Genomic DNA, 20,798 nt, shown 5'->3' on the forward strand with positions numbered 1-20,798 from the left:
TCCTTCTCGCATGTTCCTGCGGGCATCGCCTATAGGCCGATGCGTTGATCAACGACGCGGCGAGTGGAGTATTGCGCGTGGACGAAGTGAAGAAGCCGGTGGGGACGAAGTTGGTGCTGACGAAGGGGGTGGCAATAGTGGCGCTGGCGAGCGCGATCGCCTCCCCTGCGATGGCCCAGTTCCGGCTGATTCCGAAGCCCAAGCCCAGCCCGACTCCCGTCACGCAGCCGACGGCAACCCCCGCAAGCCAGGTGCAGACCCAGGCGCCCGCGCGAACGCAGACGCCGCGACCGGCAGCAACCGCCGCCCCGCGCACCCCGCAGTCGCAGACCCCGCGCGCACCGCAGGGCCAGACCCCGGCGGTGCAGACGCCCCGCCCGACGCTCGCGCCGCCCCAGGTGCAGCCGACGCCGCTCGCCCCCGCGCCGCTGGTCGCGGCCACCCCGCTGCCGACGCTGAGCGGCAAGCAGATCGCGGAACTCCGCCAATTGCTCACCGATGCCGGCCTGTCGCAGGGCCTGCGCCGCATGACCAGCACGGTTACCCTGCCCAATGACAGCGACGGCATGGCGCGCGCCGCGCTCGATTATGCCCGCGCCGTCCATTCCGGCCGACTCGATTCCAGCGACTTCATCAACGACTGGGGCCTGCGCCCCGCCCCGTTCGACCCCGCCCCCGGCTTCGCCGATGCGGTGAAGCGCGACCGCCTCGCCGCCTGGATCCGCTCGCTGCCCCCGCCCTATGCGGGCTATGACGGGCTGGAGAAGGGCCTGGTCGCCTATCGCGGGATCCTCACCTCGGGCGGCTGGCCCAAGCTCGCGCCGGGGCCGGATCTCGCCAAGGGCGCCAGCGGCGCGCGGGTGAAGGCGCTGCGCAAGCGGCTCGCGGTCGAGGACAAGCAGGTCTCGGCCAGCGGCGACGTGTTCGACCAGGATCTGCAGGAGGCCGTGCTCCGCGCCCAGCGCCGCTACGGCCTGCGCCCGACCGGCGTCGTCTCCACCGGCACGCTCGCCGCGCTCAACGTGCCGGTCGAGGCACGCGTCCGCCAGATCATGGCGAACATGGAGCGCTGGCGCTGGCTGCCGCAGACGCTCCCGGCCAAGCGCATCCAGGTGAACATCGCCGCGGCGGTGATGACCGTGTTCGAGGGCGACAGCCCAATCGCCTCGATGAAGGCGGTCACCGGCCGCCCGGGCAACGAAACGCCGATGCTCCAGTCGCGCATCCACTCGATCGTGCTAAACCCGCCGTGGAACGTGCCGAGCGGCATCGCGGCGAAGGAGCTGTGGCCGAAGGGCGAGGCCTATCTGAAGGCGCATGGCTATCGCGTGATCGGCACCGGGCCGGATCGCCGCCTGCAGCAGGAATCGGGTCCGCGCAGTGCGCTCGGCCGCTACAAGTTCGACTTCGACAATCCCTATGCCGTGTATCTGCACGACACCCCGGTCCAGTCGGGCTTCAACAGCTATAGCCGGCTGGACAGCCATGGCTGCGTCCGGCTGGAGAAGCCCGGTCCGCTCGCCGAGCTGCTGCTCAAGAACGATCCGGAATGGCAGCCCGAGGCGATCGCCGCGCAGCTGGAAGGCACCAAGACCGTCCGCGTCCGCCTTGCCGATGCCGACCAGGTCGCGGTCTATCTGCTCTACTGGACCGCGTTTGCGAGCGGCGACGGCACGATGAACTTCCGCGACGATCCCTATAACTGGGACAAGCTGCTCGCCGAGAAGATCGAATCGCGTGCGGCCGTCAGCGTCGCCACCGCCTCCTGAACCTGAACGCCAAGGAAATACCCATGAAGCTGCGCACTTTCGCGATCCTGGCCGGCGCCGGCCTCACCCTCGCCGCTTGCGGGAGCAAGGACGAGGCTCCGAGCGCGCCCGACGCCAACGTCACCGAGATCACCGTGCCGGAAACCCCGGCCGACGTGAACGTCTCGACCCAGGAGCCCGCGGCGGCCGAGCCGGTCAACGCCGCGCCGGTTCCCGAAGCGACGCCGACCGAGAAGCCCAAGCCGTTCAGCGACCGCGAGCAGACCGAGTCGGACGCAGCCGCCACCGGCATGACGTCGCGCATCGATCGCAACGCCGACAGCGAGAACCAGGAAAAGAAGCAGCAGTAAGCGGGGAAGACGGCGCGTCCCGCGCTTAGCGGGCGCGCCCCTCGTTGAGCGCGGAACGGCCCTGGCTCACCCGGGCCAGCAGCAGCTCGAGATGCTCGAGCGAATAGCCCGAGGCATGGAAGGCGGCGATTTCCTGCTTCGGCAGCGCATAGCCCTTGTGCCAGGCGAGCACGGCGATGCGGCGCAGCGCCTCCAGCTTCGAGTCGGCCAGGCGCGGGCTCGCGCGATCGCCGCCGAAGAAGATCGCCAGGAAACGTGCCCAGCGGCTCGGCGCCTGGAGCGAGGACAGCCGATCGCGCTGGGCAATGGCGACCACCTGCCATTCCAGCGGCGTCAGCGCCGCAACTGCCTGCGTCGTGCCGGGCTGACGGTCGAAGCCGGAAAGATCGAGGTACGCCATTGCCTGCACTCCCTACACGCAGCGGATGCAGGCCTCCCCGTGGCGACGCCGTGAGGCATCGCCGGCCGTTCCGCAAAAATCGGTTCCACCTTGACCCCGCTGCGAAACTGCCGGGGACGCCCCCATCGTTCCGCCGCGAGAACTACCGGTATATCCCGGCTCCCTGAACCCACGCTGTCAAATGCAGGTGGGTCGTTTCGGTATGCGCATCCGTCTACGCCCGTGCGCCGTAACGTCAAGCTAAAATCGTACTACACAGTACTACAATTAACACAATCACGCGGCTGTTGCCGTTTTGCCGCAGCGCAGCGGGTCCCCGGGCATGATGCGGAGATGAACCTGCGCCTACGAACCGGTTCAGGCTGCGGACGCTTCGAATCGCCTAGTCCTTTGCCATCGAAACGAGAAAGGACACACGGATGAAACTGGTTCAATGGATCGCCGCTGCCGGCTTCGTCGCCACCGGTCTGGTGGGCGCCACCGCCGCCCAGGCACAGGATTGGCGCTACCGCGACCATCACGAGCGCCGCTGGGATCGCCACGACCGCGGTGATCGCCATCGCGGGTGGGATCGCGGCCGCCATCATGGCTGGGACCGCGGCGGCTATGGCTATCGCAGCCGCACCGTCTGCTGGAACGAATGGCACCACGGCCGCCGCACCGAAGTCTGCCGTCGCCGCTGACGGCTCAAGGAGCGCCCGCAGGAGGAGGCGGGCGCTCCGGATCCTCGACCAGCGGCAGCATCAGCACGAAGCGCGCGCCCATGCCGGGCGCGCTGTCGACGATCAGGTCGCCGCCCATCGCCCGCGCAAGCCGCCGCGCGATGTAGAGCCCCAGCCCGCTGCCGCCCGGCTCGGCCGGATCGACCCGGGCGAACTTCTCGAAGATGCGCGCCTGGTCGTCGAGCGCGATGCCCTTGCCCTGGTCCGCGACGATCACGCAGCCCATCCCGCCTTCGCTTTCGAGCCGGATCCACACCGCCGCACCGCGCGGGCTGTAGCGCAGCGCATTGCCGATCAGGTTGACCAGCACCTGCAGCGCCCGGCGGAACTCGCCGCGCACCCGCAGCTCCATATCGGGCCCGGGCCGATCGATGCGGACCCCCGCCTCGCCCGCGCGCATCGCCAGCAGCCCCGCCGCGCGCCGGGCGACATCGGCCAGGTCGATCGTCGACCGCGTTGTCGCGAAATCTTCCCGCTCGATCGCCTGGAGGTCGACCAGATCCTCGACCAGCGCGAGCAGGTGTCGCCCGGCGCTGGCGATATCCCCCGCATAACCGGCATAATCGCCGCGGATCGGCCCCTCGCCCTGCGCGCCGATCGCATCGGCATTGGCGATGATCCGCGCGAGCGGCCCCCGCAACGCGCGTTCCAGCCGCTTGCCGAAGGCGCGCGGGAACCCGCTCCCGGTGACCGGCGGCGCAGGCCGCGGCGAGTCGGCGCCCTCCCCGTCCAGCATCCGCGCCGCGCCGATGAACCCGGCGAAGCGGCCGAGCGGGTCGTGTCGCGGCGTCGCGGCGAGCCGTACCATCCGTCCGGTCCCGCGCACCTCGGCGCGCTGGCCGTCGAACCGCGCCTGGGCCGATACTGCGGAGAGGATCGGCAATTGCCCGGCATCGTCCTGCGCCAGCGCGAAAAGACGCGTCAGCGGCTGGCCGAGCATGTCGCGAATGTCGAAGCCGTGGCGCTGGCCCGCCTCGGGCGAGAGGAAGGTCAGCCGCAGTGCGCTGTCGGTTTCCCATAGCCAGTCGCCGGCGGCGCGGAGGAAGTCGCCGTCGCGCGCGGGATCGCCTGCTGGACGCCAAGCCGGGCGCGCGCGCCAGCCGCTGACCTCCAGCCGCACGCCCCCGCGATCGGGGCCGGCGCGCACCCACAGGTCGATCTCCTCCTCGCCATCCGCCGCGACGACGCTGCGCGAGATGGAGATGCCCAGCCGATGGGCGAGCTGCGCGATCGCGGCCACGCCCGGCAAGGCCAGCGGTTCGCCGATCCCGCCGCCGGCGCGATCGTTGAGCGCGCGCAGCCGGGGTTCGGCGTCGATCAGTCGCCCGCTGGCATCCAGCCGCGCCACCGCAAGCGGCACCACGGGATCGAGCGAGGGGATCGCGATCACCGCGCGCGTATCCCGCGCAGCGCGGCACGGGCCTCGCGATAACCGGCGGGAAGCCGCAGTTCGGCGAGCAGGTCGCGCGCCTTGGCGATCTCGATCGCCGCCAGCATGTCGACCGTATCCGCCAGTGCGGCAAGGTCGCGGCGGGGATCGGCGTCGCTGAGCAGGAAGCAGAGTTCGGCGATGGCTTCCCTCGGGACGTCGAGCGCGTGCAGCACCAGCAACAGCCGCTCGGCACCGGGATCGAGCAGCAGCGCACGGGCATCGGCGAAGGCGATGTCGCCTGCCCGCGCAAGCAGCGCCAGGAACAGCGGCAGATGGCGATCGCGCAGCGCCTCCAGCAACACCCGGGCGTGTTCGCGCGGCTCGGGCGCGATCGCGGCGGCGAGGCGCAGCGCCACCGCTTCCACCTCCTCCTCGGCGCAGCGCTCGGCCAGCGCGCATTCGGCGGCGACGGCAGCGCACAGCGCTTCGTCCAGTGCCACGCCCGCCAGAGTTCCTGCTTGCTCGCGCATGGCGGATGCAACCCACCAAAGCAGCCGGCGGTGCAAGGTTAACGGCAGCCGCCAACGTCCCGCTTCAGGACTCCGCGCGCGGCTTTCGGCGAGCAGCAGCGCCCGCGCCGCCTCCGACAGCTCGGGCGCCGGATGCTCGGCCAGGCGGTTGAGCAGGCTCGGTCGTGCCGAATGGTCGGCGGCGCGATGTGGCAGGCCGGCCGCGAGCTGGTCGAGCCGTATGCGGGCGAGCAGTTCGTGCACCAGCGCGGGATCTGCCGCCAGTTCGGCGGCGTGGAGCAGCGGTAGCGTCGGGCCGATGCCGGGAAAGCCCTCCGGCACCACCGCGCGGCGCAGGCTGGCCTCGATCGCGGCGACGATCTGATCGAGCGCGATCCGCATCGCGGCGCGCGTGCGCTCGTCGAGCCGCAGGCTTTCGGGGATCGCCAGGTCGCGCGCGGTCGCCGCGCCGAGCGCGCGTTCGTGCGCCGCCGCTGCCGCTGCGCGTGCCAGCAGATCCTGGGCGTCGATGGCCGGGCCACCACGCGGTTCGGGAGCGCCCTGCGCCATGTATCAGCTACATAGCGGCACGAGCTTAATCGGAGGCTAAGACTTGCCGCGCAGGCTTTCGATCGCCGCGGTCAATGTCGCGAAGGCATAGACCGACACCGCCGCCAGCCCCAATGTCGCATGGCCGACCAGCGCGAAGGGGGTGAAGACGAGCATCTGCGCCGCGGCATTTGCCCACCAGCGTCGGCGCGGCACCGGCACGCGTTCGGCGAGCAATTGCAGCCCCACGCCGCCCGCCGCGAGCAGCAGCGGCGTCGCATTGCCGATCGCGCGGAACTCGCGCCAGCCGCCCGCCGCGAGCAGCAGCATGAACAGGCCGAGGATCGCGACTTCGATCTGGCGTGCGCGGGGCTCCTCGCCGCGCAGCGCCGCGTGCGAGGCGGCGGTGGCAAAGGCGAGGGTCGCGAGCAGCGCGACCAGCGCGCCGATCCCTTCCCAGCCCGCCAGCACGGTGAGCAAGGCGGCGACCGACACGACCCCGCCGAGCGCCAGCGGCGCCCAATCGGGAATGTTGCGCGCCATCATCTGCGGCAGCACGAGCCGCGCGGCGCGGCTGAACACCCAGCGATCGGCCCAGAGCGTGCGGCGGTCGCTCAGCGCCACCAGCACCGCGTCGTTGCGCGCGGCCAGCCCCTCGCCGCTCCGTTCCACCGCATGGCCGGCGCGCGCCCAGCCCGGCGCCAGCGGCACCTGCAGCGCGCCCGATTGTGCCGCGACGCGGAGCAGCGCCGACTGGAAATCGTAGTCCTCCGGCATGTTGGCGATATGGGCGAGATGCCGCGTCTCGATCCGGGCGATGCCCGCCCAGCAGTGCCGCATGTCGAGCCGCTCGATCGCGGCCGGCGATTCGGAATCGTCGGTCACCAGCAGCGCGGCGTGCGGCTCGGCGGCCATCCGCTCCATCACCGGATCGATGGTGACCAGTCCGTCGGCCAGCACCAGCACGTCGGCGTCGCGCAGCACCTTCTCGGCGGCTTCCTCGGCCGAGCGGACGATGTCCACCTTGAGCCGTCCGCGCCCTGCCCGCTCGATCGCGCCGAGAAACTGCGGGGTCACCTTGCCCACCGCGACCAGCACCTGCTCGGCACCGATGCCCGCGAGGAGGCGGATTTGATATTCGAGCAGCGTCATCCCGCCGAACGGCAGGCTGGCGACCAGCGTGCCGGGGCGATCCTGCGCCTCCTCTACCGCGAAGATCAGGCCGCAGAGCGCGCGTTCGGGTGCCACCATCATGCCCTCCATCAGTAGAGCAGATGCGGCTGGCGTGCCGCGATCCAGGCCGCTTCGTCGGGCAGCGTCAGCGCGTCGAGATCGGCGGGGGTGGCGCCCGCGTCGTCTACCCATTCGCGCAGGCCCGGTCCGCCGTTGATCACGTCGATCGCCAGCTTGTCGAACACATATTCGTACGGGAAGTCGCGCCACAAGTCGTAGTCAGGATACAGAGCGCGGATCGCCTTGAACGCCAGCGCCTGGACCCGCCAGGGGCGGAATGCCTGGTGGTCATAGGCCGGCCCCTCGGCATGGAGGAACACGCCCGCGCAGAGCTGGCCGACATGCTTGTGGAAGGTCGGCTGGAACCACATGTCGCGCAGGGTGCAGCCGGCGAGCCATGCGGGCGCGAGGCGCTGCATCTCGGCAATCACCGCGCGGGCATCGATGTCCGGCGCGCCGAACAGTTCGAGCGGGCGCGTGGTGCCGCGGCCCTCGGAAAGCGTCGTGCCCTCCAGCATCACCGTGCCGGCATAGGCGCGTGCCATGTTGACGTTGGCGGCATTGGGGCTCGGATTGATCCAGGGACGCTCCATCGGCCAGCCGAAGCCGGGTGCCGCCTCGGGCTCCCAGCCCTGCATCGCCACGACGCGATACTCCACGTCGAGCGCATAATGCGCGATGAACCAGTGCCCGAGCTCGCCCAGCGTCATGCCGTGGCGCATCGGCATCGGCCCGGCGCCGACGAAGCTCTCCCAGCCCGGCAGCAGCGTCAGCCCCTCGACCGGGCGGCCGGCGGGATTGGGACGATCGAGCACCCACACCGCCTTGCCGTGCTTCGCCGCGGCTTCGAGCACGTAGAGCAAGGTCGTCACGAAGGTGTAGATCCGGCAGCCGACATCCTGCAGGTCGACCAGCATCACGTCGAACGTGTCCATCGAGGCGTCGGTGGGCCGGCGCACCTCGCCGTACAGGCTGAACACCGGCACGCCGTAGCGCGGATCGGTGAAGTCCGGCGACTCCAACATATTGTCCTGCAGGTCGCCGCGGACGCCGTGCTGGGGGCCGAACACCGCCGAGATGTTGACCCCTGCCGCGACCAGCGCGTCGAGGCTGTGGGTGAGGTCGGCGGTGACCGAGGCAGGATGGGCGAGCAGCGCCACGCGCTTGCCCTGCAGGGCCGCGCGCAGGTCGGGTTCGGCGAGGAGGCGATCGATTCCGAAGAGCATGTCAGTCTGCTGGCGGCAGTTGGGCGACAAAGCAATCGGGATCGTGGAAATCCGGCGCATCGCCGCCATGACGCAACGCCCAATAGGATTTGGTGCCGTCCGTCTCCTCGATCACCGCAGTGATGCCGAGGCGGAGCGGGCCGGTGCCGATGCCGGGCAGGTGGACGGAAAGGACGGTGGTGTCGCCCTGCTGCGTCAATCGGATCGGCGGAGGCACCGGCAGGGCGAGCGGCGCCATGCCTTCGCGGCGCGCGCTGAAGCCATACGCCGCCCATTGCCGCGACGGCGCGAAATTGAACTCACGATAGCCGCCGTCCGCATCTGCCACGAAGAGTTCGAGGCAGGTCGTCTTCCAGAGCCCGTCCGTTTGCGCTGGCGGCGCAGGGCTAGGCAGCAGCAGCGCGCCCGGCGCACCTGCGATCGTGTAGCGCAGATCCAGCGCGGTACCGAGGCGCCGCAGGGTGCAGGCCACGGACACGATCGAGCGCGGCGGTGTTGTCGGGTGGGGCAGCAACAGAACGTCCATGGCCCAGCCTAGCGCGGGAACACCGCCGGTGTCAGCCGCCTCGCTTGGGAACTGCGGGCACGGAAGCGGTGGTCGGGCGGCCGAGGTTGTACTGCACATCCCACGACTCGGCGGGATCGGACACGGGAACCATCCCTTCCGGAACGCCTCGCGTCGGGCCGGAGCCGTGCTTCCCGCACCCGTCCTGCTGGCAGGTCCACACCTCGCCGCCGTCACCGACTGCGTTGATCGTCACGGTCTGGTCGCGGGGCAAAAAGGACGCAGCGGGCACGAGGTCGAACCCTTCGCGCTTCTGGCGCATCGCATGCAGGTTGCCCACCAGCACGAGCACCAGACCGTTCGGCGCCGGCACCGCATGCTGCCACGCCTGCGCCATCCCGGCGTCCCGGCTCTTGCCGCCGGCGACATCGGCCGCGTCCGAAGCGACCACAGCCTGGATCCGGCCAGCCTGCTTCAGCCGACGCAATTGTTCGAACAGCCGCAGAAATGCGACACTGCTGCGGCCATCCTGAAAATCGCGATGCCAGAAGGGCATGGCGAGCAGTGCCCTGCGGGCCGCCGCGGAACCGTCCGATTGCAGCCAGGCATCGATCACGGGCTGGGTGTCCGCATCATATTCCAGTGCGACGGTGACCGGCCGCCCGCTCTCGGCTGCCAGGCAGGCAAGGTTGGCAAGCGCGTCCGGCGTCTCGTTGGTCCCGTGCACTTCGCCGACGACGACATATCGCGTGGAGGGCGCCCAAAGGCGATCGGCACCGGGCACCGGATGGCAATCGGCCACGCCGAGGAAGAGGAACGGCAGCAGGAAAGACGTGATCATATAACGTACCCCCCGATATGCCGAAGCTATGCCTTTCATGCCGTGCCCGCAACGCACTTGTCGCAGTGCGCCTGGCGCCACGGTAGCGCAACGAAACCGTCCTAAGGCGGCAGCCATGAAGTTCCTCCACACCTTCCACCTCGCCGCCTATTGCGACACGCTGCTCAGCTATGTGCTGGCACTGATCCTCGGCGCCGCGATCGGCGCGGAGCGGCAGTTCCGCCAGCGCACCGCGGGGCTGCGCACCAATGCGCTGGTGGCACTCGGCTCGGCGGCGTTCGTCGATCTGGCGCAGCGCATCGCCGGCGATCTCGAGGCGGTGCGGGTGATCTCCTATGTCGTCTCCGGCATCGGCTTTCTCGGCGCGGGCGTGATCATGAAGGAGGGGATGAACGTCCGCGGGCTCAACACCGCGGCGACCTTGTGGTGCTCGGCGGCGGTCGGCGCCTGCGCGGGCAGCGACATGGCGGCCGAGGCGGCGACGCTCGCGATCTTCGTGATCGCCGGCAACACGCTGCTGCGGCCCATCGTCAACGCGATCAACCGGGTGCCGCTCGCCGGCGGCCAGGTGGAGGCCCAGTATTTCGTCACGCTCACCACCGTGCCGGCCGAGGTCGACCGGCTGCGCGACCTGCTTACCGATCACCTGGAGCTGATGCGCTATCCCGTCGCCGAGATCGAGACGATCGAACGCCCCGACGACCGCATCGAGCTGCGCGCCCGCCTCGTCTCCACCGCCGCGCTGGATGCCGAGCTCGACAGCATCATCGCGCATCTCTCCAAGCGCCACGACGTGCAGCACGCCAGCTGGGAGCTGCAGACCCAGGACTGAGCGCACGGGGATGACGCGGGGGCCCGCTTTGGCTATGCGCGCTCGCACCATGACCGAATACAGCTCCGATCTGCTCCGCCTGCTCGCCTCGCGCGGGTATATCCACCAGGTGACCGACGCCGAGGGCCTCGACGCGCTCGCCGCCAAGCAGATCGTGCCCGGCTATATCGGCTTCGATCCCACCGCGCCCTCGCTCCATGTCGGCAGCCTTGTGCAGATCATGCTGCTCCGCCGCCTCCAGCAGGCGGGGCACAAGCCGATCGTGCTGATGGGCGGCGGCACCGGCAAGATCGGCGACCCGAGCTTCAAGGACGAAGCCCGCAAGATGCTGACTCTCGACACGATCAGCAGCAACATCGCCTCGATCAAGACCGTGTTCGAGAATTTCCTGACCTTCGGCGACGGCCCCAGCGACGCGGTGATGGTCGACAATGCCGACTGGCTCGACAAGCTCGAATACATCCCCTTCCTGCGCGACATCGGACGGCATTTCTCGATCAACCGGATGCTGAGCTTCGACTCGGTCAAGCTGCGGCTCGATCGCGAGCAGTCGCTGAGCTTCCTCGAATTCAACTACATGATCCTCCAGGGCTATGACTTCCTGGAGCTGTCGCGCCGCGCGGGCTGCCGGCTGCAGATGGGCGGATCGGACCAGTGGGGCAACATCGTCAACGGCATCGAGCTGTCGCGCCGCGTCGACGGCACCGAGGTCTACGGCGTCACCACCCCGCTGATCACCACGGCGGACGGCGGCAAGATGGGCAAGACCATGTCCGGCGCGGTGTGGCTCAACCCGGACCAGCTGCCGCACTATGATTACTGGCAGTTCTGGCGGAACACCGACGATCGCGACGTCGGCCGCTTCCTGCGCTTGTTCACCGACCTGCCGCTCGACGAGATCGCCCGGCTCGAAGCGCTGGAAGGCGCCGAGATCAACGAGGCGAAGAAGATCCTCGCCAACGAAGCCACCGCCATGTGCCGCGGCCGCGCCGCAGCCGAGGAAGCCGCCGAGACCGCGCGCAAGACCTTCGAGGAAGGCGCCGCGGGCGGTGCGCTGCCGACACTGGCGGTCAGCGGCGGCAGCATCAGCGTGGTCGATGCGCTGGTCGGCCTGGGCTTCTGCGCGTCGAAGGGCGAGGCACGGCGTCTGATCAAGGGCGGCGGTGCGCGTGTCGAGGGCGAGAAGATCGACGACGAGGCGGCGACGATCGCGGTTTCGGGCGAGGTGCGCCTCTCGGCCGGCAAGAAGCATCACGGGCTGCTGACGCCGCAGGGCTGAGCCAGCGGCTCGGAAGAGCTTCCGCCCTCTCCACATGCGTCATCCCGGCGAAAGCCGGGATCCAGTCGCCCCTCGCTATCAGCAGGAACGGCGACGAAGACCGCAATGGATCTCGGCTTCCGCCGGGATGACGGAGTGAGCGCGCTCGGCAAGCTGCTGCCATCGCAGCTGGCGTCAGCCCGGTTAACCACCCTCGTTGGTCACTCGTTCACTGATCCAAGTTACCGTTTCCGCGGTCCTCCAGTGTGTGAAGAGGGGCGTGTGAGCGTAACGGGTGCCAAGCTGGCGAGCGCCGACGATCGTCTGGTGCATCGCGACGAAGTCGAACACCGCACCCGTGCGGTGGGCCCGGACGCGCGTCCCGTCGCCTTCCTGATCGTCAACGTCTCGCCGCAGGGGCTGATGGCGCGCTGCGAGGCGCCGTTCGAAGCCGGCGATCTGCTCCGCATCCAGCTGCCCGTCGTCGGCGAAATCGGCGCGGAGGTCCGCTGGGCATTGGGCGGGCGGGTCGGCTGCCAGTTCCTCCAGCCGATCGCCTCCGCCGACTATGTGCCCCTCGTCGCGGCGCTGCGCACCCGCTGATCAGCCGGCGCGCAGCAACCCGACTGCCGCATCGCGCTCGAACAGGTAGAGCGCCACCCGCGCCGCCTGCCCCCGCTCGCCCTTCAGCCCGCCGTCGCGGTCGACCAGCAGCCGCGCGTCGCCATTGGCCGCGGGCAGCAATGCGCCGAGCATGTCCGGCTCGGCCAGCCGGAACTGCATGTCGCCCGATTGCCGCGTGCCGAGCAGCTCGCCCGCGCCGCGCAGCCGCAGATCCTCCTCGGCGATGCGGAAGCCGTCATTGCTCTCGCGCATCAGCGCCAGCCGCGCCCGCGCAGTCTCGCTCAGATGGTTGCCGCGCAGCAGCACGCACACCGAACGCCCCCCGCCCCGCCCGACGCGGCCGCGCAGCTGGTGCAGCTGGGCGAGGCCGAAGCGATCGGCATGCTCGATCACGATCAGCGTGGCGTTGGGCACATCGACGCCGACCTCGATCACCGTGGTGGCGACCAGCACGCCGAGCTCGCCCGCCGAGAAGCGCGCCATCACCGCGTCCTTCTCCGGCCCCTTCATCCGGCCATGGATCAGCCCGACCTTGTCGCCGAAATGCGCCTGCAGCTCGGCCGCACGCGCCTCGGCGGCCGCCAGGTCGCTCTTCTCGCTCTCCTCGACCAGCGGGCACACCCAATAGGCCTGCCCGCCCCCCGCGAGGTGCCGCCCCAGCCCGCCGACGACTTCACCCAGCCGCTCTTCCGAGATCACGCTCGTTTCGATCGGCTGGCGGCCCGGCGGCATCTCGTCGAGCCGGCTGACGTCCATCTCACCATATTGGGCGAGCGTCAGCGTCCGAGGGATCGGCGTCGCGGTCATCACCAGCAGATGCGGCGGGCGTTCCGCTTTCGCCTGCAGCATCATCCGCTGCGCGACGCCAAAGCGATGCTGCTCGTCGACCACTACCAGCCCGAGATCGCGATAGGTCACGCCCTCCTGGAAGATCGCATGGGTGCCGATCAGGATGTCGATCTCGCCGGCGGCGAGCCCCATCAGTGTCGCCTCGCGCGCCTTGCCCTTGTCGCGACCGGTGAGGATGGCGACGTTGACGCCGATCGGCCCGAGCGTGCGGCTGAGCGTCTCGTAATGCTGCCGCGCGAGGATTTCGGTTGGCGCGAGCAGCGCGCCCTGTGCGCCGGCCTCCGCCGCGATCAGCAGCGCCATCGTCGCGACCAGCGTCTTGCCCGAGCCGACATCGCCCTGCAGCATCCGCAACATCGGCTGGGTCTGCGCCATGTCGCCTTCGATCTCGGCGATGGTGCGGCTCTGCGCGCCGGTGGGGGCATAGGGCAGCTTCAGCTTGTCGCGCAGGCGCCCGTCGCCGGCCAGCGGACGCCCGCGCTTCGCCCGCGCCTCGCCGCGCACCAGCAGCAGCGCGAGCTGGTTGGCGAACACCTCGTCATAGGCGAGCCGTTCCCGCGCCTTGGCATCGGCCGGATCGGCATGGATACGCGCGATCGCCTCGCGCCAGTCGGGCCAGCCTTTCTGCGCCTTTAGGCTCGGCTCGATCCATTCGGGGAGTTCGGGCGCACGCTCGATCGCCTGCGCGGCCAGCGCCGCGATGCGCTTGGAGGTGATGCCTTCCGAACAGGGATAGATCGCCTCGCGCCCGCCAACGCTCTCCACCTGGTCGAGCGGCAGGACATGGTCCGGATGGACCATCTGCAGCTCCTGGCCATAATGTTCGAGCTTGCCCGAGACCCAGCGCGGCTCATTGAGCGGCAGCAGCTTCTTGGCCCAGCCCGAGCTGCCGCCGAAATAGACGAGGGAGACGTGGTTGCCCTTGGCGTCGACCGCCTGCACCCGCGCCGGCGAGCGCGCTCCGCCGCCGAAGCGATACTGCACGGGCGTGAGCGTGATCGCGATCACCTTGCCCGAATCGGCCATGTCGAGTTCGTCGCGCGGGATTCGATCGACGAATCCGGTCGGCAGGTGGAAGGCGATATCGACCACCCGCGCCAGCCCCAGCTTTTCCATCGGCTTGGCCAGCGCCGGGCCGATGCCCTTCAGCGCAGTGACTTCGGCGAACAGCGGGTTGAGAAGCTCGGGACGCATCGCCCCGCCCTATCGTGCGGCGGGGCGGCTGACAAATGGCGCTGCACCGGTCGCAGCGCCCTTGCCGTGGTTCAGGCGTTGAGGAAGATCGGGCTGTGGCTGGCGAGCGCGGCCTCGATCGCCTTCACGACTTCCGGCACCGAGGAACCGATCACGACTTCATGATCCTTGCCGAACGAGATGACGCCGACATCCTCGCCCGCCATGTTGATCGTGGTGACCGTGCGTACCGCCGCGATGTTGACGATCATCGGCTCGCCATTGATCGCCTTCAGCATCACGAAACGCAGCTTGTTGGTCAAAGTGTCGCTCATCCTACCCTAGCCTTTACCCCAAAGAGACGCCCACCCTAGCCCGCGTCGGTTAACAAGCCTTCCACGTCTCTACCCGGAAGACCACGCTGGCCTTTCGGCGGCGGCATCCCTATCTGCCGGGCTCGAGATCAACCCCGTGTCGGCCGCGCCCTGGCGTGCAGCCGTCCGCCTGCCGTTGGGAAAGCCCGTCATGGATCGAGAAACCCGCCTCAAGCGCCTCCGCTTCCGCAGCTGGCACCGCGGCACGAAGGAAGCCGACCTGCTGATCGGCGGCTTCTTCGACCAGCATGGCGAGCGCTGGAGCGACGACGAAATCACGCTGTTCGAGACGCTGCTCGAAGAGCAGGATGTCGACATCATGGCCTGGGCGATGGGAACCGACACCGCCCCGGAGCGCTACCGGGGCACGATTCTGGATGCGCTGAAGACGCTGAACTACGTGCCTATTTCCGAGTGAAATTGACCTGACGGTTCACCCTCACCCTTCCGGCGCTTCGCGCCTCCCTCCCTCTCCCAAAGGGAGAGGGATTTAGTCCCCTCTCCCAAAGGGAGAGGGAGGGGACCCGCCGCCGGAGGCGGTGGGGAGGGTGAGGATGGCCGAACCGCTTATCGACGCGAGACCCCATGCCCGACCTGAAGACGATCCTTTCCGCCAAGCATCCGCTGACGCTCGCCGGCGTGCCGAGCGGCTTCCTCCCCTGGATGCTCGCCGATGTCGCCCGCGCCAGCCGGATGGCGGTGTTCGTCGCCGCCGACGAGGCGGGCATGCGCGCGGTGGCCAGCACCGCGACCTTCTTCGCGCCGGAACTGGAGGTCCTCTCCTACCCGGCCTGGGACTGCCTGCCCTATGACCGCGCCAGCCCGACGCTGCGGGTGATGGCCGAGCGGCTGGCCACCCTCCACGCGCTCCAGGGCAAGAGCGAGAAGCCCCGTCTCCTCGTCACCACGGTCAATGCCGCGACCCAGCGTACGCTCACCCCGTTCCGCATCCGCCAGCTGGTCGCGCGACTCGCCCCCGGCGAGCGGATCGGGCTCGATAAGCTCGCCTCGCTGCTCCAGGCGAACGGCTATGTCCGCGTCGAAACGGTAAACGATCATGGCGAGTTCGCCGTGCGCGGCGGCCTGGTCGACCTGTTCCCCAGCGGCGCCCAGCAGGCGCTGCGGCTCGATTTCTTCGGCGACGAGATCGAAAGCGTCCGCACCTTCGATCCGCAGGACCAGCGCACCACCGGCCGCGTTGACGGCTTCACCCTGCTGCCCGCCAGCGAGGCGCTGCTCGACGAGGAGAGCATCAAGCGGTTCCGCAGCGGCTATCGCGATCGCTTCGGTGCCACCGCGACCGGCGACCCGCTCTACCAGGCGATCAGCGAGGGCCGCCGCCTTGCGGGCATGGAGCATTGGCTGCCGCTGTTCGAGGAGCGGCTGGAGACGCTGTTCGACCATCTGCCCGATCATAGCGTGATCGTCCGCGACAGCGGCACGCCGGCTGCCGCCGAGCAGCGCTTCGAGGCGATCAAGGACTATCAGGAAAACCGCATCCGGGCGCAGTCGGCCGATCCGGGCAGCTATCGCCCGCTCAAGGCCGGCGACCTCTATCTGCTCGCCAAGGAATGGCAGGCGCAGGTCGATGCGCAGCCGATGCACGTGGCGACGTCTTTCCACGAGCCCGAATCCGCTAGCGTCGTCGAGTTCGGCGTCGACGGCCCGCGCGACTTTGCGCCCGAGCGCGCGGCGGCCAGCAACGTCTATGAGGCGGTGGTCGCGCACCTCAAGGCGCTCCGCAGCCAGGGCAAGAAGCCCGTGCTCGCCAGCTACTCGGTCGGCGCGCGCGAGCGGCTGAAGGGGCTGCTGGAGGATCACGGCCTCACCGGCGCGGTACCGGTCGATGGCTGGCAGCCGGCGCTCGGCGTCGCCAACCCGAACGGCAGCGGGCTGCAGGTCGCGCTGCTGGTGCTGCCGCTCGACCATGGCTTCACCACGCCCGACGTGGCGGTGCTCACCGAGCAGGACATGCTCGGCGACCGCCTCGTCCGCCGCGCCAAGCGCCGCAAGAATACCGACGCCTTCCTCCAGGAACTGGCGACGCTGTCCCCCGGCGATCTCGTCGTCCATCTCGACCACGGCATCGGCCGCTATGAGGGGCTGACCCAGATCCCGGTGCAGAAGGCGCCGCACGATTGCGTCGCGCTCGAATATGCCGGCGGCGACAAGCTCTACGTGCCCGTCGAGAATCTCGAAGTACTGAGCCGCTACGGCTCGGGCGAGGAAGGCGCTGCGCTCGACCGGCTGGGCGGCGAGGCCTGGCAGCGCCGCAAGGCGCGGATGAAGGAGCGGATCCGCGAGATCGCGGGCGAGCTGATCGCCACCGCGGCCCTGCGCGCCACCCGCGGCGCCGAGATCGCCGAGCCCGATCATGGCGGCTACCCCGCCTTTGTCGACCGCTTCCCCTTCGAGGAGACCGACGACCAGGATCGCGCGATCGGCGACGTGCTGGGCGACCTGGCCGCCGGGCGGCCGATGGACCGGCTCGTCGTCGGCGATGTCGGCTTCGGCAAGACCGAGGTCGCGCTGCGCGCCGCCTTCGTCGCGGCGATGGCCGGCATGCAGGTAGCGGTGGTCTGCCCCACCACGTTGCTCGCCCGCCAGCATTACAACAACTTCAAGACGCGCTTCGAAGGCTTCCCGCTGGAGATCGGGCGCCTCTCGCGTCTGGTCACCGCGGGCGAGACCAAGAAGGTGAAGGACGGGCTTGCCGCGGGCACGATCGACATCGTCGTCGGCACCCATGCGGTGCTGGCGAAGAATATCGACTTCAAGCGGCTCGGCCTCGTCATCGTCGACGAGGAGCAGCGCTTCGGCGTCACCCACAAGGAACGGCTCAAGGCGCTCAAGACCGACGTCCATGTCCTCACCCTCACCGCCACCCCGATCCCGCGCACGCTGCAGATGGCGATGAGCGGGCTGCGCGAACTGTCGGTGATCCAGACCCCGCCGGTCGATCGCCTCGCGGTGCGTACCTATGTGATGCCCTGGGACCCCGTGGTGCTGCGCGAGGCGCTGCTCCGCGAACATTATCGCGGCGGGCAGAGCTATTTCGTCACCCCGCGCATCGCCGACCTGCCCGAGATCGAGGAATTCCTCCGCAACGAGGTGCCCGAGGTCCGCTATGTCGTCGCGCACGGCCAGATGTCGCCGACCGAAGTGGAGGAGCGGATCTCCGCCTTCTACGACCGCAAGTTCGAGGTGCTGGTCTCGACCACCATCGTCGAGAGCGGGCTCGACATCCCGAGTGCCAACACGCTGATCATCAACCGCGCGGACAAGTTCGGCCTCGCCCAGCTCTACCAGCTGCGCGGCCGTGTCGGCCGGGCGAAGACGCGCGCCTATGCCTATATGACCACCCCGCCCCAGCGGCAGATGACCGAGGCCGCGGAAAAGCGGCTCAAGGTGCTGTCCGACCTGGAAAGCCTGGGCGCGGGCTTCCAGCTCGCCAGCCATGATCTCGACATTCGCGGCGCGGGCAACCTGCTCGGCGATGAGCAGTCGGGGCATATCAAGGAAGTCGGCTACGAGCTCTACCAGTCGATGCTGGAAGAGGCGATCATGGACGCCAAGGCTGGCGGCATCCGCGACGACAACCGCCCCAAGGACCTGTCGCCGCAGATCACCGTCGATGCGCCGATCATGATCCCCGAGGACTATGTCCCCGATCTCGACCTGCGCATGGGCCTCTACCGCCGCCTCAACGAGATCGAGGATACCGACGGCATCGAGAGCTTCGCCGCCGAGCTGATCGATCGCTTCGGCAAGCTGCCCGAGCCGACCGACAATCTGCTGCGCCTTATCGAGACCAAGCTCAACGCCAAGAAGGCGTGCATCGCCAAGCTCGATCTCGGACCCAAGGGCGCACTGGTGTCGTTCCACAACGACCATTTCCCCAACCCCGCCGGCCTGATCGCCTATGTCGAGAAGCTGGGCGAGACGGCACGGCTGCGCCCGGACATGAAGCTGGTGATCAACCGCGCCTGGGCAAACCCGGCGGCACGGCTGCACGGCGCGCTCCAGCTCTCGCGCGGGCTGGCACGCGCCGCGGGCTGATCCCGCTCAGCTGCTGTGATCGGCGACGATCTTCCACCCGCCGGCTTCGTGATGCAGCACGACGCTGGTGGGGCCGGAAGCGCTGTGCCCATCCGGATAGCGTAGCGTGTAGCGACCGATGTACAGGGCATAGTCGCGCCCGAGCGGGCGATAGTCGAGCCGCTCGATCGTCAGCGTGCCGCGCTTGGCCGGATCGGCGAAGTCGTATTTGGCCTGATAGCGGACCTTCATCGCCGCCTTGCCGCGCACGAGTCCCTCGTCGGCGACGAAGCTGGTCGTCGGATCGTCCGAATAGAGTTCCAGGAAGCGATCGATATCGCCCGCGTTCCAGCCGGCGACGCTGCGTGCCATTGCCATATCCACTGCACGCGATTCCGGGTCCAGGCCGATCAACAGAAGTGCCAGCAGCATCCGAGCATCCTTTCACACTTGCGAACCTGTAATTATCATTGCCGCACATCGTCAGCGCCTGCGCGGCGACATCCTTTGCGGATCAGGTGCGCCCATCGCAGGATCGGCAAAATGGCGTTCGCCGTCTAGGTTGTTACACACTGCGCACCGGTATTCTACTTAGCCGCACCACCTGTCCCTTGGGCCATACTATGATGCTCAAGATTGGCTTGCCGCATGTCCGGCAGCCGCATTGGCAGGTCAGGAAAGGATGCGCCCCGTGCCCGAGCAGATGAAGTCGCGGCTCAGCTTCATGGAAATGGACGAGGCCCAGCGCAACACGCTGCGCGCCACCCAGCCATGGGTCGAGGCGACGCTGGGCGATGCGCTCGACCGTTTCTACGAGCGCGCGGCGGCCACGCCGGAGACGTCGCGGTTCTTCCGCGATCAGGCGCATATGGGCGTTGCCAAGGCCGCACAGCAGAAGCATTGGGCCCGGATCGCCGCCGGCGAGTTCAACGCCGACTATCACGCCAGCGCCCGCCGCATCGGCGCCACCCATGCGCGCATCGGGCTGGAGCCGCGCTGGTATGTCGGCAGCTATGCGATCGTGCTGCAGGGCCTGATCGCCGGCGTGCACCGCTTCAACAGCCCGCTGAAGCGCCTGCTGCGCCTGTTCCGCGGGCCCAGCACCGAAAAGGCGACGATCGCGCTGGTCAAGGCCGCGCTGCTCGACATGGAAGTGTCGCTGTCGATCTATTTCGAGGAAGCCCAGGCCGAGCGCGAAGCTGCGGTCACCGCCTTCGAGAACGCACTTACCGCGCTGGCGGAAGGCGACCTCACCAACGAGCTGAGCGGGCTCCCCTCCAGCTTCGCCGCGCTCGAGAAGAGCTACAACAAGACGCTGAACCGCATCCGCGAGATGATCGCTTCGGTCAGCGACGGCACGATGCGGATCCGCTCGGGCATCAACGAGATTTCGCAGGCGGCCGAGGATCTCTCGCGCCGCACCCAGGGCAATGCCGCGAGCCTGGAGGAGACCACCGCCGCCGTCTCGCAGATGGACGCGCGCTTCCGCTCGACCGCCGAGGCAGCGCGCCACACGGTCGCGCGCGCCGACCAGGCGCTCACCACGGTCGGCCAGGGCCGCTCGATCGCCGACGAAGCCTCGCAGGCGATGGGCCGCGTGTCCGAAGCCGCCAAGGGCACCGACAGTGTGATCGAGGGCCTCGACAAGATCGCCTTCCAGACGCGCGTGCTTGCGATGAACGCGGCCGTCGAGGCGGGCCGGGCGGGCGAAGCGGGCCGCGGTTTCGCGGTCGTCGCCGATCTCGTCTCCGCGCTCGCGATGCGCGCCGAGGAAGAAGCGGGCCGCGCCCGCGAACAGCTCACCATGACCCAGGCCGAGATCGTCACCGCGGTAGACGCGGTGCAGAAGGTGGACGGTGCGCTGGCCAATATCTCGGGCGACGTCGGACAGGTCCACGACCTGCTCGGCAGCATGGCCGCCGACAACGGTGCCCAGTCCACCGCGATCAGCGAGATCTCCAACGCGGTGGGCGCGATGGACCGCGCGACTCAGCAGAACGCGGCGATGGTCGAACAGACCTCCGCCGCCGCGCAGAACCTCGCCAACGAGGTGAGCGACCTCGCCAATCTCGCTTCGCAGTTCCGCACCGAAAAGGCGGGCTCGCGATTCGGCGGCTATCGTCCGCTGCCGGCCGCCGCGATCCCCGCGCTCACGCGCCCCGATCTCTGATCGG

19 protein-coding genes are annotated in these 20,798 nt (G+C 69.0%); 9 read left to right on the plus strand and 10 right to left on the minus strand.

What is annotated here, in order from left to right; all coding sequences use genetic code 11:
* Window positions 1–77 precede the first annotated feature (77 nt).
* A complete protein-coding gene (locus BM009_RS09290; RefSeq protein ID WP_093295866.1) occupies window positions 78–1,769 on the plus strand; it encodes a L,D-transpeptidase family protein in 1,692 nt (563 codons plus the stop codon).
* A 23-nt stretch (window positions 1,770–1,792) separates the two neighbouring features.
* A complete protein-coding gene (locus BM009_RS09295) occupies window positions 1,793–2,119 on the plus strand; it encodes a hypothetical protein (RefSeq protein ID WP_093295585.1) in 327 nt (108 codons plus the stop codon).
* A 25-nt stretch (window positions 2,120–2,144) separates the two neighbouring features.
* Here BM009_RS09295 and BM009_RS09300 read toward each other — a convergent pair whose 3' ends face one another.
* On the minus strand, window positions 2,145–2,519 hold the full coding sequence (locus BM009_RS09300; protein WP_093295587.1) for a hypothetical protein: 375 nt from the start codon (window positions 2,517–2,519) through the stop codon (window positions 2,145–2,147).
* 419 nt (window positions 2,520–2,938) lie between these two features.
* On the opposite strand from BM009_RS09300, the gene BM009_RS09305 reads away from it, so the two are divergent.
* Window positions 2,939–3,202: a hypothetical protein gene (locus BM009_RS09305; RefSeq protein WP_093295588.1), complete on the plus strand. Its 264-nt coding sequence runs from the start codon at window positions 2,939–2,941 to the stop codon at window positions 3,200–3,202.
* A 4-nt stretch (window positions 3,203–3,206) separates the two neighbouring features.
* On the opposite strand, the gene BM009_RS09310 is transcribed toward BM009_RS09305, so the two are convergent.
* Genes BM009_RS09310 through BM009_RS09335 form a run of 6 tightly spaced genes read right to left on the minus strand, consistent with a single transcriptional unit; the run spans window position 3,207 to window position 9,476 of the window.
* Window positions 3,207–4,631 carry a PAS domain-containing sensor histidine kinase gene (locus BM009_RS09310; protein WP_093295590.1) on the minus strand — a complete coding sequence of 475 codons (1,425 nt, stop codon included), beginning with the start codon at window positions 4,629–4,631 and terminating at the stop codon, window positions 3,207–3,209.
* Window positions 4,628–5,692, minus strand: a complete 1,065-nt coding sequence (locus BM009_RS09315; protein WP_093295591.1) for a DUF2336 domain-containing protein — start codon at window positions 5,690–5,692, stop codon at window positions 4,628–4,630. Before BM009_RS09315 ends, BM009_RS09310 begins: the two co-directional genes overlap by 4 nt.
* Before the next feature lie 36 nt (window positions 5,693–5,728).
* Window positions 5,729–6,922, minus strand: a complete 1,194-nt coding sequence (locus BM009_RS09320) for a hypothetical protein (RefSeq protein WP_093295867.1) — start codon at window positions 6,920–6,922, stop codon at window positions 5,729–5,731.
* Between the two features lie 11 nt (window positions 6,923–6,933).
* A complete protein-coding gene (locus tag BM009_RS09325) occupies window positions 6,934–8,130 on the minus strand; it encodes an exo-beta-N-acetylmuramidase NamZ family protein (protein WP_093295593.1) in 1,197 nt (398 codons plus the stop codon).
* A gap of 1 nt (window position 8,131) precedes the next feature.
* Window positions 8,132–8,656: a DOMON-like domain-containing protein gene (locus BM009_RS09330; RefSeq protein ID WP_093295594.1), complete on the minus strand. Its 525-nt coding sequence runs from the start codon at window positions 8,654–8,656 to the stop codon at window positions 8,132–8,134.
* Window positions 8,657–8,687: 31 nt separating this feature from the next.
* Window positions 8,688–9,476 (minus strand): hypothetical protein, encoded by a 789-nt coding sequence (locus tag BM009_RS09335; protein ID WP_093295596.1) that lies wholly within the window; start codon window positions 9,474–9,476, stop codon window positions 8,688–8,690.
* 115 nt (window positions 9,477–9,591) lie between these two features.
* On the opposite strand from BM009_RS09335, the gene BM009_RS09340 reads away from it, so the two are divergent.
* The 3 genes from BM009_RS09340 to BM009_RS09350 all read left to right on the plus strand — a co-directional run bounded on the left by BM009_RS09340 (window position 9,592) and on the right by BM009_RS09350 (window position 12,169).
* Window positions 9,592–10,308, plus strand: a complete 717-nt coding sequence (locus tag BM009_RS09340) for an MgtC/SapB family protein (RefSeq protein ID WP_093295597.1) — start codon at window positions 9,592–9,594, stop codon at window positions 10,306–10,308.
* Window positions 10,309–10,357: 49 nt separating this feature from the next.
* The gene (tyrS, locus tag BM009_RS09345; RefSeq protein WP_093295869.1) at window positions 10,358–11,587 is read left to right on the plus strand and encodes a tyrosine--tRNA ligase; all 1,230 of its coding nucleotides are present in this window, start codon (window positions 10,358–10,360) and stop codon (window positions 11,585–11,587) included.
* A gap of 261 nt (window positions 11,588–11,848) precedes the next feature.
* Window positions 11,849–12,169, plus strand: coding sequence for a PilZ domain-containing protein (locus BM009_RS09350; protein ID WP_175487959.1), 321 nt, complete (start codon window positions 11,849–11,851; stop codon window positions 12,167–12,169).
* Here the strand turns inward: BM009_RS09350 and recG are convergent, their stop codons facing one another.
* Window positions 12,170–14,233: an ATP-dependent DNA helicase RecG gene (gene recG / locus BM009_RS09355; protein WP_093295601.1), complete on the minus strand. Its 2,064-nt coding sequence runs from the start codon at window positions 14,231–14,233 to the stop codon at window positions 12,170–12,172. It abuts the gene before it with no gap.
* A gap of 71 nt (window positions 14,234–14,304) precedes the next feature.
* Window positions 14,305–14,547: a hypothetical protein gene (locus tag BM009_RS09360; protein ID WP_093295602.1), complete on the minus strand. Its 243-nt coding sequence runs from the start codon at window positions 14,545–14,547 to the stop codon at window positions 14,305–14,307.
* A gap of 190 nt (window positions 14,548–14,737) precedes the next feature.
* Between BM009_RS09360 and BM009_RS09365 the strand changes: the two genes are divergently transcribed.
* Both BM009_RS09365 and mfd read left to right on the plus strand, forming a co-directional pair.
* Window positions 14,738–15,004, plus strand: a complete 267-nt coding sequence (locus BM009_RS09365) for an FAD assembly factor SdhE (protein ID WP_093295604.1) — start codon at window positions 14,738–14,740, stop codon at window positions 15,002–15,004.
* Window positions 15,005–15,171: 167 nt separating this feature from the next.
* Window positions 15,172–18,645, plus strand: coding sequence for a transcription-repair coupling factor (gene mfd, locus BM009_RS09370; protein ID WP_093295605.1), 3,474 nt, complete (start codon window positions 15,172–15,174; stop codon window positions 18,643–18,645).
* Window positions 18,646–18,651: 6 nt separating this feature from the next.
* Here mfd and BM009_RS09375 read toward each other — a convergent pair whose 3' ends face one another.
* Complete coding sequence (locus BM009_RS09375) at window positions 18,652–19,056, minus strand: YybH family protein (RefSeq protein WP_093295607.1); 405 nt, start codon at window positions 19,054–19,056, stop codon at window positions 18,652–18,654.
* Between the two features lie 271 nt (window positions 19,057–19,327).
* Here BM009_RS09375 and BM009_RS09380 point away from each other — a divergent pair, with 271 nt between their 5' ends.
* Window positions 19,328–20,794: a methyl-accepting chemotaxis protein gene (locus tag BM009_RS09380; RefSeq protein ID WP_093295870.1), complete on the plus strand. Its 1,467-nt coding sequence runs from the start codon at window positions 19,328–19,330 to the stop codon at window positions 20,792–20,794.
* Window positions 20,795–20,798: the final 4 nt, after the last annotated feature.

The sequence above is a fragment of the Sphingomonas sp. NFR04 genome, from assembly GCF_900114095.1.
In the GTDB taxonomy this organism is placed as follows: domain Bacteria; phylum Pseudomonadota; class Alphaproteobacteria; order Sphingomonadales; family Sphingomonadaceae; genus Sphingomonas.